The following is a 12,967-nucleotide window of genomic DNA, read 5'->3' as shown; positions in this document are numbered from 1 at the left end:
CGTGGCCCGGCTTCAAGGGTTTTCTTGCTCTTGACAGTCACATTTCACGTGACCGTGGCCGTGAGGAAGACAATTTGGGTACTAGAAGCTGTCTTTTCTAGTCCGAATTTCAGCAAAAACTTCTGCGGGGTCTGAATTTTGCATTCCCAAATGAGCCTGAATCGCCGGGTCAGCGGCCCGCAAGAACGGGTTTGTGGCCTTTTCCAGCGCCATCGTCGAAGGAACCGTGGGTTCTCCGGCAGCGCGCGCGCGGTTGATATCATCAGCGCGTTTTTGCAGTGCGGCATTGGTTGGATCGACGGTTAACGCGAATTTTGCGTTTGATTGCGTGTATTCGTGGCCGGAGCATACGATTGTCTCATCGGGAAGGGCGGCCAACTTGCCGAGCGAGGCCCACATCTGTGGCGCCGTGCCTTCGAACAAGCGCCCACACCCCAATGCCATGAGGCTGTCCGCGGTGAAAACAACTGCGCTGTTCGGCATGTAAAAGGCGACATGGCCAACAGTATGGCCGGACACATCCAGCACCCGAATCTGCTCGCTTCCGAATTCAAATGTATCGCCGTCGCTGACCTGCTTATCCAGTGGGGGCAGGCGGTGCGCATCGGCGGCCGCGCCAACAACTTTGGCCGGATGTCTTTCCAAAATGGCAGACAGGCCATCCACATGGTCCCAATGGTGATGGGTTAGAAGAACATGGGACAATGTCCAGCCGCGCTTGTCCAACTCGGCCAGAATGGGTCCGGCTTCGGGCGCGTCGACCAGTGCGGTATTGCCGCTTGCGGCGTCATGCGCCAGAAATGCGTAATTGTCGCTGAGACATGGGATGGTAACGACCTCAAGAGGCATGGCCTTTTGCCCTTTCGTTGCTAGACTGCGCCCAGCTAAGCCGATTGACCGGGTGTCTGCAATGCATCTTGATGTGCAGGATTTGAGGAACTTCTACTATCGCAGCACTCTGGGTCGTGCCGCGCAGGCGGCGATCCGTGGGCGACTGATCGAGCAATGGCCCGAGGCCAAGGGGCAAACGGTTGCAGGATTCGGCTTCGCGGTTCCATTGCTGCGTCCTTATCTTGCGGACGCCCGCCGCGTGATCGGTTTGATGCCAGGCCCGCAAGGCGTCATGCCCTGGCCCGCCGGAATGCCCAATGTGTCGGTTCTGACCGAAGAAACCCTGTGGCCGATTGAAACAGGTCATGTCGACAAGCTGATTGTGATGCACGGGCTTGAAACCTCGCAGCGGCCCAGCCAATTGCTAAATGAGTGCTGGCGCGTGTTGGGGCCAGGGGGGCGCGCATTCTTTGTTGTGCCCAATCGGGCTGGTTTGTGGTCGCGGACGGATAAGACCCCGTTTGGCTTTGGCCGACCGTACACAGCCTCGCAGCTGGAAAGTCAGCTCAAGGCGCATCACTTCATCCCGGAAAGTCATTGCTCGGCTCTGTATCTGCCGCCGTCATTCCGTCGTTTCTGGCTGAAATCGGCGAGCCTGATCGAAAAGACTGGCCAAAGGCTGCCAACAGTCATGGCAGGCGGAGTGCTTATGGTTGAGGTGACAAAACACATCCGACCGCCCAGCGGCAGTGTTGCAAAGGATGCCGAACGTCGTCCGATAAAGGCGCTTGATGGCCTTCTGAAACCAGCCTGAGCAGCCCGGTCATTTCCCCTCTTCAATTCGCAAAAATTGAGGGAAAAAGGACACAGGAATCGCAAAAACCTACACTTTCGTAACATTTTTCGTCTGTTTCAGCCGGATAAAAGGGTCGCACCATCCTTAAGTTATTGAAATTGAACACTTTGTGGATAAACCTGTTGCCGTGATAATATATTGCTAGCTGGGTTCGGCTCTGCTACATCCCCGGTGATTTTGATCCCCGACCGTCTGGCCGGGGTTTCTTCACGCCCCCGGGGTAGCTGCCGCAACGCGAATTCGGGGCCCAAAATATCGGAAGGGTGGACGTGTCCGAACCAGCTTCGATTTCCACAGGCATTGCCAAGCGCTATGCCACCGCGATCTTTGAGATCGCCAAAGAGAATAATGACCTCGCAGGTCTGGAAACCGGAATCAACGATCTGGCAGCAGCATTGGGCGAAAGCGCCGAACTGCGCGACCTGATCGCATCGCCTCTGGTTTCGCGTGCCGAACAAGAAGGCGCCATTACCGCAATCGCTGACAAAATGGGTCTGCACGCCATCATGCGTAACACGCTGGCTCTGATGGCTCAGAAGCGCCGTCTGTTCGTCGTTCCCGAGTTGGTGCAGGTTCTGCGCGACATGCTGGCGGACGAACGTGGCGAAGTGACCGCCGATGTCGCGTCGGCCAAGGCGCTGACTAAGACACAACTGGAAAAACTGTCCAAGACGCTGTCCGAGCGTGTGGGCAAGACCGTGACAATAAATGCGACCGTTGATGAAAGCCTCATTGGCGGTCTTGTCGTTAAAGTGGGCTCGAAGATGATCGATAGCTCGATCCGTTCGAAGCTCAACTCCCTACAGAATGCAATGAAAGAGGTCGGATAAATGGGAATCCAAGCTGCAGAGATTTCTGCAATCCTGAAGGACCAGATCAAGAATTTTGGTCAGGAAGCCGAAGTGGCCGAAATCGGTCGCGTGCTGAGCGTCGGTGACGGGATTGCCCGCGTATACGGTCTGGACAATGTGCAAGCGGGTGAGATGGTCGAATTCCCCGGCGGCATCATGGGCATGGCGCTGAACCTGGAAAGCGACAACGTTGGTGTTGTTATCTTCGGTTCCGACCGTGACATCAAAGAAGGTGACATCGTCAAGCGCACCAACTCGATCGTGGACGTTCCGATTGGTAACGGTCTGCTGGGTCGTGTTGTTGACGGTCTGGGTAACCCGCTGGACGGCAAAGGCCCCATCGAATCCACCGAGCGTGGCGTTGCTGACGTCAAAGCACCGGGCATCATCCCGCGTAAATCGGTTCATGAACCGATGGCAACCGGCCTGAAATCGGTTGACGCGATGATCCCGATTGGTCGTGGCCAGCGTGAGCTGATCATTGGTGACCGTCAGACCGGTAAAACTGCCGTTGCTCTGGACGCCATCCTAAACCAGAAAACCTACAACGATGCAGCAGGCGACGACGAGTCGAAGAAGCTGTACTGCGTTTACGTTGCGATCGGCCAAAAGCGTTCGACCGTTGCGCAGCTGGTGAAGAAACTGGAAGAGTCCGGTGCGATTGACTACTCGATCGTTGTGGCCGCAACCGCGTCCGACCCGGCGCCGATGCAGTTCCTGGCACCCTATGCCGCAACCGCAATGGCTGAATTCTTCCGCGACAATGGCCGCCACGCACTGATCATCTATGATGACCTGTCGAAACAGGCTGTGTCCTATCGTCAGATGTCGCTGCTGCTGCGTCGTCCGCCCGGACGTGAAGCTTATCCTGGCGACGTTTTCTATCTCCACTCCCGCCTGCTGGAGCGTTCGGCGAAGCTGAACGAAGACTTCGGTGCTGGCTCGCTGACCGCGCTGCCGGTTATCGAAACGCAAGGTGGTGACGTTTCGGCGTTTATTCCGACCAACGTGATCTCGATCACCGACGGCCAGATCTTCCTGGAAACCGAACTGTTCTATCAGGGCATCCGTCCAGCCGTGAACACCGGTCTGTCGGTTTCGCGTGTGGGCTCTTCGGCTCAGACCAACTCGATGAAGTCGGTTGCCGGTCCGGTTAAGCTGGAACTGGCTCAGTACCGCGAAATGGCTGCGTTTGCGCAGTTTGGTTCCGACCTTGACGCCGCGACCCAGCAGTTGCTGAACCGTGGTGCGCGTCTGACCGAGCTGATGAAGCAGCCGCAGTACTCGCCGCTGACCAACGCTGAAATCGTCTGCGTCATCTTTGCCGGCACCAACGGTTACCTCGACAAGATCGACGTTTCCGATGTTGGCCGTTACGAAGCTGGCCTGCTGGCGCACCTGCGTGGCAAGCACGCCGACCTGCTTCAGTGGATCACCGACGAAGATCCCAAGATTAAGGGCGACGCTTCCGACAAGATCAAGGCTGCGCTGGACGAATACGCCGCAACCTTCGCTTAAGGGAGAGGCGGGCACATGCCAAATCTTAAGGATCTTAAAAACAGGATCGAGTCGGTCAAATCGACCCGCAAGATCACCAAGGCCATGCAGATGGTCGCGGCTGCAAAACTGCGCCGCGCCCAGGAATCTGCCGAAGCCTCGCGTCCCTATGCTGAACGGTTCAATGCCGTGATGGCGGGGCTGGCGGCATCGGTCGGGGGCAGCGACAGCGCCCCCAAGCTGCTCCGTGGTACGGGTAGTGATGATGTCCACCTGCTGGTTGTCATGACAGCTGAACGCGGCCTGTGTGGCGGCTTCAACTCGAGCATCGCCAAGCTGGCCCGTGTCAAAGCGGAAGAGCTGCGCCTGAAAGGCAAGACGGTCAAGGTTTTGACTGTCGGCAAAAAAGGCCGCGACGCGCTCAAGCGTGACCTTGGCGATCTGTTCGTTGGACATATCGACCTGAGCGAAGTCAAGCGTCTGGGTTACACCAACGCGCAAGACATCGCCAAGGGCATCCTGTCCCGTTTCGATGGGGGTGAGTTCGATGTTGCCACGATCTTCTACTCGAAGTTCGTCAACGTTGTGACCCAGATCCCGACGGCACAACAGGTCATCCCAGCCTCGTTTGAGGATACCGAGGGCGACGACAGTGGTGCCGTGTTCGACTACGAGCCCAGCGAAGAGGCCATTCTGGCCGATCTGCTACCAAAGGGGGTTGCGACTGCAATCTTCTCGGCTCTGCTCGAAAACGGAGCCTCGGAACAGGGTGCACGTATGTCCGCGATGGACAACGCAACACGCAACGCGGGTGAGATGATCGACAAGCTGACGATCCAGTTCAACCGTTCGCGTCAGGCCGTGATCACCAACGAGCTGATTGAAATTATTTCCGGCGCTGAGGCGCTGTAGAGACAAACCGGAGACGAAACATGGCGAATGCAAAAGGCAAAGTCACACAGATCATCGGGGCCGTCGTCGACGTGCACTTCGAAGATCAGCTGCCAGAAATTCTGAACGCGCTGGATACAACCAACAACGGCAAAAAGCTGGTTCTGGAGGTTGCACAGCATCTGGGCGAAAACACTGTCCGCACCATTGCGATGGACGCAACCGAAGGTCTGGTTCGCGGCGAAGCTGTAACTGACACCGGCGCACCGATCGCGGTTCCGGTCGGCAACGCAACACTGGGACGAATCCTGAACGTTGTGGGCGAACCTATCGACGAAAAAGGCCCCGTTGAAACCAAAGAAACGCGCGCCATTCACCAGCCTGCGCCAGACTTTTCGGATCAGGCAACGGAATCCGAAGTTCTGGTTACCGGCATCAAGGTTGTTGACCTGCTGGCCCCTTACGCCAAAGGCGGTAAGATCGGTCTGTTCGGCGGCGCCGGCGTAGGTAAAACAGTTCTGATCATGGAGCTGATCAACAACATCGCCAAAGTGCACTCGGGCGTGTCCGTGTTCGCGGGTGTTGGTGAACGGACCCGTGAAGGCAACGACCTGTATCACGAGATGATCGAATCCGGTGTTATCGTTCCCGAAAAGCTGGAAGATTCGAAAATCGCGCTGGTGTACGGCCAGATGAACGAGCCTCCGGGTGCACGTATGCGGATCGCTCTGTCAGGCCTGACCCTTGCGGAACAATTCCGTGACGCAACCGGTACCGATGTTTTGTTCTTTGTCGACAACATCTTCCGCTTCACACAGGCAGGTTCCGAAGTGTCCGCCCTGTTGGGCCGTATCCCTTCGGCGGTGGGCTATCAGCCGACGCTGGCGACCGACATGGGCGCGATGCAGGAACGGATCACCTCGACCAAGTCGGGCTCGATCACCTCCGTGCAAGCCGTCTACGTCCCTGCGGATGACCTTACCGACCCCGCGCCTGCGACGTCGTTCGCGCACCTCGATGCGACCACCGTTCTGAACCGTGCGATCTCGGAAAAGGGTATCTACCCGGCTGTTGACCCGCTCGATTCGACCTCGCGTCTGCTTGATCCGGCGATCGTCGGTGAAGAGCACTATACCGTTGCGACCGACGTTCAGCAGATCCTTCAGCGCTACAAGTCGCTGCAGGACATCATCGCCATCCTTGGCATGGACGAACTGTCGGAAGAGGACAAACTGACCGTGGCTCGTGCCCGTAAGATCGAACGCTTCATGTCGCAGCCGTTCGACGTGGCACAGGTCTTCACCGGCTCGCCCGGCGTTCAGGTTCCTCTGGATGTCACCATCGCGTCGTTCAAGGCCGTTGTGGCTGGCGAATACGATCACCTGCCCGAGGCAGCCTTCCTGATGGTTGGCGGCATCGACGACGTGATCGCCAAAGCGGAGAAGATGGCCGCAGAAGCTGCCTAAGGAGCAAACCTGATGGCAAACACGATGCAATTTGACCTCGTCAGCCCCGAGCGAAGCCTTGCTTCGCTCAGCGCGACCGCGGTCCAGCTTCCCGGCGCGGACGGGGACATGACGGCGATGCCTGATCATGCCCCCACCATCACGACGCTGCGCCCGGGCATCCTGAAGGTCGAGGCACCCCAAGGGTCCAGTGAATATCTGGTCACCGGCGGGTTTGCTCAGATCAATGGCGATGGCCTGTCGGTTCTGGCCGAAAAAGCCATTCCGGTCGCCGAAGTGACACAGTCGCATCTGGACGATCTGGTCGCCGAGGCGCGTGCTTCGCACGAAGCAGCCAAGGCAGGCGATGATCAGACAATTGTCGATGACGCTGCCAAACTGCTGGCCGACATGGAAGCCCTTGGAACGCATATGAGCCTGTAAGGCTCACCGCATTCCGACAGTTAGAAACGGCCCCGTAAACACGGGGCCGTTTTTTTATCGTGATTTTATCAATGCGACGGGTTAAGGTCCGGAATTACATAGATAAAGACAAATCAATGAAGACGTTTCGAACCCATCCAATTGGTATTGACCAAGGCGAGGCAGTTATTTTTTCCGAATTTGCCGATGGTGGCGAAATGTGGACGGGCGAAGGACCGCGCCAGCGGCGGTCGAGCGTTATGTTCAACCAACCGTTCCGATCAAATCCGGTGGTTCAGATCGGTGTCTCTTTGTGGGATGTGGATACATCTTCCGCTCTGCGCGCCGAAGTTACGGCCGAAGACATCACGCCAGAGGGTTTTAGCGCCGTTTTCCGCACATGGTCGGACACGCGGATCGCCCGGATACGGGTCACATGGACCGCCATCGGAGAGGTGCCCCATAACGACGATTGGAATATCTCTTAACGCAACAGGCCCCCTGTCAGGGGGCCAATGTGAGGTCTCTGGATAGTTAAGGCGGGTTATTCGCCCGACGCTTCGATCATGTCCACACGAGTTGCGTGGCGGCCACCTTCAAACTCGGTGCCGAGGAAAGCATCCACGATATCAAGGGCCTGACCTTCGCCCACGACACGCGCGCCGATCGACAGCATGTTGGCGTTGTTGTGCGCGCGGATCATGCGGGCCGAAAAGGCGTCAGAACATACGCCACAGCGAATACCCGGAACTTTGTTGGCCGCCATCATGATCCCCTGACCCGTACCACATAGTACGATCCCAAGGTGGCAATCGCCCGAGGCAACGGCCTGAGCCGCAGCATTACCGTGGATGGGATAATGTGTGCTTTCAGGCGTCTTGGGGCCGATATCGACAACCTCCCAGCCTTGCGCTGCGATGTGGTCGGCGACCGCTTGGCGCAGCTCGATAGCCGCGTGGTCGCTGGAAAGAACAATGCGTTTTGAGGCTGTCACGGGTACGTCCTGTCTTGCTGTGTTGACAAAAAAGGGCGGCTGTTACGCCGCCCAACTCGGTCAGTCCATGTGATACATCGACTCGTAGATCGGTGTCAGTGTCTTGTCCTCGAACAATGAAGACACGCTTGTTCCGTTCCAGATGTTCAGGATCGCCTGTGTGAAAATAGGCGCGGTTGGCACGATGCGGATGTTCTTGGCGTTGGTGATCTCTTTGGTAGGCTGGATCGTGTCGGTCAGCACCAAAGATTTCATTACAGAATTCGTCACACGTTCGACCGCCGGGCCACTCATGACACCGTGGGTGATATACGAATGTACCTCTTTCGCGCCGTTATCCAGCAGGACCTGAGCGGCCTTGCAAAGCGTACCGGCAGTGTCGCACATGTCGTCGACGATCAGGCAGATTTTGTCTTTGACGTCGCCAATCACTGTCATCTCAGCCACTTCGCCAGCCTTTTCGCGGCGCTTGTCCACGATCGACAGGGGGGCGTTGATGCGCTTGGCCAATTCCCGCGCGCGGGCAACGCCGCCAACGTCAGGTGATACGACCATAAGCTCGTCCAGATTGTCCTGGAACTGGTGTTTCACATCCAGCGCAAAAATCGGCGATGCATAAAGGTTGTCGACAGGCATGTCGAAGAACCCCTGAATCTGTGCTGCGTGCAGGTCCATGGTCAGGATCCGCTCGATCCCAGCACCGGTCAGCATGTTGGCCACCAGCTTGGCGCTGATTGGCGTCCGCGCCTTGGTGCGTCGGTCCTGACGGGCATAGCCAAAGTAGGGTATCACGGCGGTGATACGCTGAGCAGAAGACCGACGCAGTGCATCGGCGATGATCAGCAACTCCATCAGGTTGTCATTCGCCGGGTTCGATGTCGGTTGGACAATGAACATATCCTCACCGCGTACGTTTTCGAACACTTCGACGAAAATCTCGCCGTCATTGAAGCGCTCGACCCGCGCATCGACCAAATTCTGATCGACGCCGCGATACAGGCTCATGCGTCGCGAGATGGATTCGGCAAGAGGAAGGTTGGCGTTCCCAGCGATAAGCTTGGGTTCGTTGAGTGTCGGCATCGGCTGAGGTCCCCGGGCAGCAATGGCAATGTGACAGATTCGTGATGTTGACACCGCTTAGCACGGGTCTAACGTCCAGCAAAGATAACGCAGCGGAGAAAGTGCAGATGACCCAGATTGACTACTATTTTGCGACACTCTCGCCCTATACCTATCTGGCGGGTATGCGGTTGGAAGAGGTTGCGGCGAAACATGGCGCGACGATCAACTACAAACCGCTGGATATTGTCGCCCTGTTTGGGCGCACGGGGGGCACTCCACCCAAGGACCGCCATATTTCGCGGATCGAGTACCGGGCGCAGGAACTACAGCGACAGTCCAAGCAGCTTGGTATGGAGTTCAATCTGCAACCCGCGCATTGGCCAACCAATGCGGCGCCATCATCCTATGCGATCATTGCCGCGATCAAGGATGGATCAGGCGATGTCGGCAAGCTTGCGCATTCCTTCGTGCGGGCCTGTTGGGCCGAGGAGAAAGACATCGCGCAGGATGACGTGATCCGCGATTGCCTGACACAGGCTGGTTTTGATCCGGGGCTGGCGGATAGCGGCCTTCTGGTGGGCGCGGAAACTTATGCCGCCAATCTGGAAGAGGCCGTGGATCGCGGCGTATTTGGCGCGCCGTTTTACATCACCGAAGACGATCAGCGGTTCTGGGGGCAGGACCGGCTGGATGATCTGGACCGCCATTTGTCGGAACTGAAGGGGTGAGGGACACCCCCCTGACAGACAACACTTTTGTCAGAACGTTGGGGCAGGGCGCGCGCAGGGTGCTCGCCCTGCACTGCACAATCGCGCATTCCGGGGCGTGGTCGGGGCTGGCGACGGCTCTAGAGGGCGAGGCGACATTTACGGCCCCCGACATGCCGTCCCATGGCCGCAGCGCGGACTGGGATGGGCACGGGGATCTCTTTGACCAAGTGACCCAACTGTCGGCCGCGCATTTGACCGAACCGATGGACGTGATCGGGCATTCCTTTGGCGGGATGCTAGCCCTTCGGCTGGCTGTCGAGTTTCCGGACCTGGTCCGCAGTGCGGTCCTGATCGAGCCAGTGTTCTTCGCGGTTGCGATTCAGGACACGCCCGATTTGGTGCGGCAACATGATGAAGAGGCGAAACCTGTCTCTGATGCGCTCGCGGCCGGAAATTTTGAGCAGGCCGCCCGTTTGTTCAACCGGATGTGGGGCGCACAGGACGGCCCACGATGGCCCGAGTTGCCAGAGCGGACACGCACGGGAATGATCCGTGGTATTCACGTTGTGCCCGCCGTTGATGACGCTTTGTTCCTTGATCAGCAGGGGATGCTGAACCCAGGCGTTCTGGACCGCGCATCTATGCCGGTTCTGATCCTGAGCGGGTCTGAGACGCACCCCGTCATGTCCGCGATCGGAGAAGGTCTTGCCCGGCGGCTTCCCAATGCCAGAACGGGCGTTGTTTCGGGTGCTGACCACATGGTCCCAATCACGCACCCGGATCAGACGGCTGCCGTCATTCGAAAGTTTTGGGGTGGTCTATCCTGAACCATGTTGTGGACAGGATGACGCCCCTAATCCCCGAAATCACAACAAGCCAATGAACCTGTCGATATCATTCGAGTTGATCGACCAGTCGCAGACCAGTCGACAGGCCAAGATCTCGTCGTCATCCGCACCGTCCAGCTCTGCGCCCCACAGATGATAAACCGCACCCGCTTGGTGCAACTGCTTGTGACGCGCGCGCGAAAACTGCGCAAAGATCATATTGGCTTGCGGCTCATGCAGGAAGGTTGCGCCTTTGCCGCGTAGACCATCGGCCAGATGCGCGCAGTTAGCGTTGGCTTGCCGCGCCATCTGCAGCCACAGATCATCGTTCAGATATGCGGCCATCTGGGCGGACAAGTAACGATGCTTGGAGAACAGATGCGCACCGCGCTTGCGCCGCAGTTCGAATTCCCAGGCCTTGGATTCGTCAAAGAAAACTACCGCTTCGACACCCATCAACCCGTTCTTGGTGCCGCCAAAGCTGACCGCATCGACGCCCGCTTTCCACGTCATCTCAGCGGGCGAGCAATTAAGCGCGACCAATGCGTTAGTGAACCGGGCACCATCCAGGTGAACTGGCAGGTCGTATTCTTTGGCGATACTGCACAGCGCCTGCAACTCGGCCAGTGAGTAAACCGAGCCACGCTCTGTCACCTGAGTGATCGACACGGGCCCACGCTGGGGGCCGTGCACGCCACGTGTTTCTTCCGCCAAAATCGAGCGACGCAGCGCTGCGGGCTCCATCTTGTCGCCGCCCGGCACCAGTGTCAGCTTTGCGCCGCTATAAAACTCGGGCGCGTTGCATTCATCCTCGTGGATATGCGCGACGGGTGAACAGAACACGGTTTCCCATGGGTTTGAGAGTGTCGCCAGAGCCAGCGAATTCGCGGCTGTTCCTGTAGCCACCAGATAGACCGCCGCGCCAGGCGCTTCGAAGATTCCGCGAATACGATCGCGCACTTCGTTCATCAGGGTGTCCGCGCCATAGGCCATTTGATAGCCCTGATTGGCTTCGTTCAATGCGGCCATAACCAGCGGGTGAACCGGACCGGAATTGTCAGAGGCGAAATACATCAGCTGGGTTCCTCAATGATATAGTCTTCCCACTCTTCCAAGGGGGTTTCGAATTCGGACACCGTGCGCCCCTGAACTGACATGCCAGCTGCGTGCACGCTGTCCGGTGTACCTGATATCAGGGGATGCCATTCGTAAAGTGGCTTCCCTTCCCACAGCAGCCGATAGGCGCAGGTTTGGGGCAGCCAATAGGCGTGATCGTCGATGTTGTTGGGCTTCATCACGATGCATTCCGGGACGAATTGGTGGCGGATGTCGTATTGTGTGCAGCGGCAGGTCTCATCGTCCAGCAGACGGCAGGCGACGCAGGTCAGGGCGACCTCGCCGGTGTCCTCATCCTCAAGCTTGTTCAGGCAGCATTTGCCGCAGCCGTCGCACAAGGCTTCCCATTCGCGCTGGTTCATCTTGGTCAGCGGTTTGCGTTCCCAGAACCGGGAGGTAAGACCTTTGCGATCAATCGGGTCGGCGGTCATAGCGCGGCCAGCAGGGTGCGCGCCTCGTCGCAATCGGCATCCATCTGCGCAATCAAGGCGTCCAGCCCGTCAAAGGTCATCTCGGGGCGCAGGTAGTCGACCAACCCGACCGACAGGGTCGAACCGTACAGATCGCCTGAGAAATCGAACAGGAAGGTCTCGATATTCGGAACCTCTCCGTTGAACATAGGCCGTACGCCAACCGAGGAGGCGCCGTGATAGCTGCCCTGATGAGGTCCGTCGAGCACATCGACCAGCACCGCATAGACGCCAAATTTTGGCGGGTGCAACCCTTCGATGGACATGTTCGCGGTGGGGAACCCAAGCTCGCGACCGCGTTGTTCGCCGCCGATCACTTCGCCCTCGACGCGGTGCCAATGGCCCAGCATTGCCGCTGCGTCGCGGGGGCGGCCATCGGTCAGCGCGGTGCGGATACCAGTCGAGGATACCACATCGTCAGACCGTTCCATCAGCGGTGCAATGGTGACGCCAAACCCCATCTCTTGCCCGAACCGGGCCATATCTTCGGCGGTGCCACTGCGCCCTTTGCCGAAACAGAAATCCGCGCCGACCACGACGTGCGATAGACCAAGTCCCTCGCAGATGACATTGCGGGCAAAGCCTTCGGGCGTCAGACCGGCAAGCGCTGTATTGAACGGCAATTCGTACAGCTTTTGCACACCCAGTTTCTCCAACCGGTGCGCACGTGCGTTTCCGCGCATCAGACGAAAAGGTGGGGCATCGGGTGCAAAGTACTCGCGAGGGTGAGGCTCGAACGTCAGAACACCAAGCGGAGCATCCGGGGCCACGCTTTGTGCAAGTTCAATCACCGACTGATGGCCCACATGCACGCCATCAAAGTTCCCGATTGCCACACTGGCACCGCGGTCTTCTGGCTCGACAAACTGGAAATCACGGATGATCTGCATGCAGCTTGCCTAGCGGGACTGGAGACCGGGTTCAAGCACCTGATTGGTCCAAATGCTGCGCAACACAAAAGGGCACCGTTTCCAGTGCCCTTCAAAAAAATAAA

15 protein-coding genes are annotated in these 12,967 nt (G+C 58.0%); 9 read left to right on the top strand and 6 right to left on the bottom strand.

Translation table 11 applies throughout. From position 1 onward, the window contains the following. Positions 1–81: 81 nt before the first annotated feature. Positions 82–849 carry a hydroxyacylglutathione hydrolase gene (gene gloB / locus DK510_RS18260; protein ID WP_109313290.1) on the bottom strand — a complete coding sequence of 256 codons (768 nt, stop codon included), beginning with the start codon at positions 847–849 and terminating at the stop codon, positions 82–84. Between the two features lie 61 nt (positions 850–910). Here gloB and DK510_RS18255 point away from each other — a divergent pair, with 61 nt between their 5' ends. From DK510_RS18255 to DK510_RS18225, 7 genes are all read left to right on the top strand, one after another. After that, complete coding sequence (locus DK510_RS18255; RefSeq protein ID WP_109313357.1) at positions 911–1,645, top strand: class I SAM-dependent methyltransferase; 735 nt, start codon at positions 911–913, stop codon at positions 1,643–1,645. A 311-nt stretch (positions 1,646–1,956) separates the two neighbouring features. Continuing rightward, positions 1,957–2,517 carry a F0F1 ATP synthase subunit delta gene (locus DK510_RS18250; RefSeq protein WP_058276054.1) on the top strand — a complete coding sequence of 187 codons (561 nt, stop codon included), beginning with the start codon at positions 1,957–1,959 and terminating at the stop codon, positions 2,515–2,517. Next, complete coding sequence (atpA, locus tag DK510_RS18245; protein WP_058275507.1) at positions 2,518–4,056, top strand: F0F1 ATP synthase subunit alpha; 1,539 nt, start codon at positions 2,518–2,520, stop codon at positions 4,054–4,056. It begins immediately after the preceding gene. Between the two features lie 15 nt (positions 4,057–4,071). Beyond that, positions 4,072–4,947 carry a F0F1 ATP synthase subunit gamma gene (locus DK510_RS18240; protein ID WP_058276006.1) on the top strand — a complete coding sequence of 292 codons (876 nt, stop codon included), beginning with the start codon at positions 4,072–4,074 and terminating at the stop codon, positions 4,945–4,947. A 20-nt stretch (positions 4,948–4,967) separates the two neighbouring features. Further along, the gene (atpD, locus tag DK510_RS18235; protein ID WP_058275509.1) at positions 4,968–6,392 is read left to right on the top strand and encodes a F0F1 ATP synthase subunit beta; all 1,425 of its coding nucleotides are present in this window, start codon (positions 4,968–4,970) and stop codon (positions 6,390–6,392) included. A gap of 12 nt (positions 6,393–6,404) precedes the next feature. After that, positions 6,405–6,815 (top strand): F0F1 ATP synthase subunit epsilon, encoded by a 411-nt coding sequence (locus DK510_RS18230; RefSeq protein WP_109313289.1) that lies wholly within the window; start codon positions 6,405–6,407, stop codon positions 6,813–6,815. Positions 6,816–6,931: 116 nt separating this feature from the next. Then, positions 6,932–7,282 (top strand): H-type lectin domain-containing protein, encoded by a 351-nt coding sequence (locus tag DK510_RS18225; RefSeq protein WP_109313288.1) that lies wholly within the window; start codon positions 6,932–6,934, stop codon positions 7,280–7,282. Between the two features lie 56 nt (positions 7,283–7,338). Here the strand turns inward: DK510_RS18225 and rpiB are convergent, their stop codons facing one another. Next, entirely contained in the window at positions 7,339–7,788 is a 450-nt protein-coding gene (gene rpiB, locus DK510_RS18220; protein WP_109313287.1) for a ribose 5-phosphate isomerase B, read from the bottom strand. A gap of 60 nt (positions 7,789–7,848) precedes the next feature. Further along, positions 7,849–8,868 (bottom strand): ribose-phosphate pyrophosphokinase, encoded by a 1,020-nt coding sequence (locus DK510_RS18215; protein WP_058275513.1) that lies wholly within the window; start codon positions 8,866–8,868, stop codon positions 7,849–7,851. 107 nt (positions 8,869–8,975) lie between these two features. Here DK510_RS18215 and DK510_RS18210 point away from each other — a divergent pair, with 107 nt between their 5' ends. Both DK510_RS18210 and DK510_RS18205 read left to right on the top strand, forming a co-directional pair. After that, the gene (locus DK510_RS18210) at positions 8,976–9,578 is read left to right on the top strand and encodes a 2-hydroxychromene-2-carboxylate isomerase (RefSeq protein WP_109313286.1); all 603 of its coding nucleotides are present in this window, start codon (positions 8,976–8,978) and stop codon (positions 9,576–9,578) included. Beyond that, a complete protein-coding gene (locus DK510_RS18205; protein ID WP_109313285.1) occupies positions 9,575–10,387 on the top strand; it encodes an alpha/beta fold hydrolase in 813 nt (270 codons plus the stop codon). Before DK510_RS18210 ends, DK510_RS18205 begins: the two co-directional genes overlap by 4 nt. A gap of 39 nt (positions 10,388–10,426) precedes the next feature. Here the strand turns inward: DK510_RS18205 and DK510_RS18200 are convergent, their stop codons facing one another. Genes DK510_RS18200 through DK510_RS18190 form a run of 3 tightly spaced genes read right to left on the bottom strand, consistent with a single transcriptional unit; the run spans position 10,427 to position 12,863 of the window. Next, the gene (locus DK510_RS18200; protein WP_109313284.1) at positions 10,427–11,461 is read right to left on the bottom strand and encodes a low specificity L-threonine aldolase; all 1,035 of its coding nucleotides are present in this window, start codon (positions 11,459–11,461) and stop codon (positions 10,427–10,429) included. Next, complete coding sequence (locus DK510_RS18195; RefSeq protein ID WP_109313283.1) at positions 11,461–11,934, bottom strand: YcgN family cysteine cluster protein; 474 nt, start codon at positions 11,932–11,934, stop codon at positions 11,461–11,463. Before DK510_RS18195 ends, DK510_RS18200 begins: the two co-directional genes overlap by 1 nt. Continuing rightward, complete coding sequence (locus DK510_RS18190) at positions 11,931–12,863, bottom strand: bifunctional riboflavin kinase/FAD synthetase (RefSeq protein WP_109313282.1); 933 nt, start codon at positions 12,861–12,863, stop codon at positions 11,931–11,933. The genes DK510_RS18195 and DK510_RS18190 overlap by 4 nt, the downstream gene beginning before the upstream one ends. Positions 12,864–12,967 lie beyond the last annotated feature (104 nt).

Origin of the sequence: Ruegeria sp. AU67, assembly GCF_900312795.1 — a bacterium.
GTDB classification, from domain to species: Bacteria; Pseudomonadota; Alphaproteobacteria; order Rhodobacterales; family Rhodobacteraceae; genus Ruegeria; species Ruegeria atlantica.
This window is presented reverse-complemented; position numbering and strand designations above follow the sequence as displayed.

Excerpts from the sequence above, each read along its gene's own strand:
- DK510_RS18240 (WP_058276006.1), top strand. The coding sequence starts at position 4,072 with ATGCCAAATCTTAAGGATCTTAAAAACAGGATCGAGTCGGTCAAATCG.
- DK510_RS18230 (WP_109313289.1), top strand. The coding sequence starts at position 6,405 with ATGGCAAACACGATGCAATTTGACCTCGTCAGCCCCGAGCGAAGCCTT.
- atpD (WP_058275509.1), top strand. The coding sequence starts at position 4,968 with ATGGCGAATGCAAAAGGCAAAGTCACACAGATCATCGGGGCCGTCGTC.
- DK510_RS18210 (WP_109313286.1), top strand. The coding sequence starts at position 8,976 with ATGACCCAGATTGACTACTATTTTGCGACACTCTCGCCCTATACCTAT.
- DK510_RS18255 (WP_109313357.1), top strand. The coding sequence starts at position 911 with ATGCATCTTGATGTGCAGGATTTGAGGAACTTCTACTATCGCAGCACT.
- DK510_RS18225 (WP_109313288.1), top strand. The coding sequence starts at position 6,932 with ATGAAGACGTTTCGAACCCATCCAATTGGTATTGACCAAGGCGAGGCA.
- DK510_RS18195 (WP_109313283.1), bottom strand. The coding sequence starts at position 11,934 with ATGACCGCCGACCCGATTGATCGCAAAGGTCTTACCTCCCGGTTCTGG.
- gloB (WP_109313290.1), bottom strand. The coding sequence starts at position 849 with ATGCCTCTTGAGGTCGTTACCATCCCATGTCTCAGCGACAATTACGCA.
- DK510_RS18200 (WP_109313284.1), bottom strand. The coding sequence starts at position 11,461 with ATGTATTTCGCCTCTGACAATTCCGGTCCGGTTCACCCGCTGGTTATG.
- DK510_RS18190 (WP_109313282.1), bottom strand. The coding sequence starts at position 12,863 with ATGCAGATCATCCGTGATTTCCAGTTTGTCGAGCCAGAAGACCGCGGT.
- DK510_RS18215 (WP_058275513.1), bottom strand. The coding sequence starts at position 8,868 with ATGCCGACACTCAACGAACCCAAGCTTATCGCTGGGAACGCCAACCTT.
- atpA (WP_058275507.1), top strand. The coding sequence starts at position 2,518 with ATGGGAATCCAAGCTGCAGAGATTTCTGCAATCCTGAAGGACCAGATC.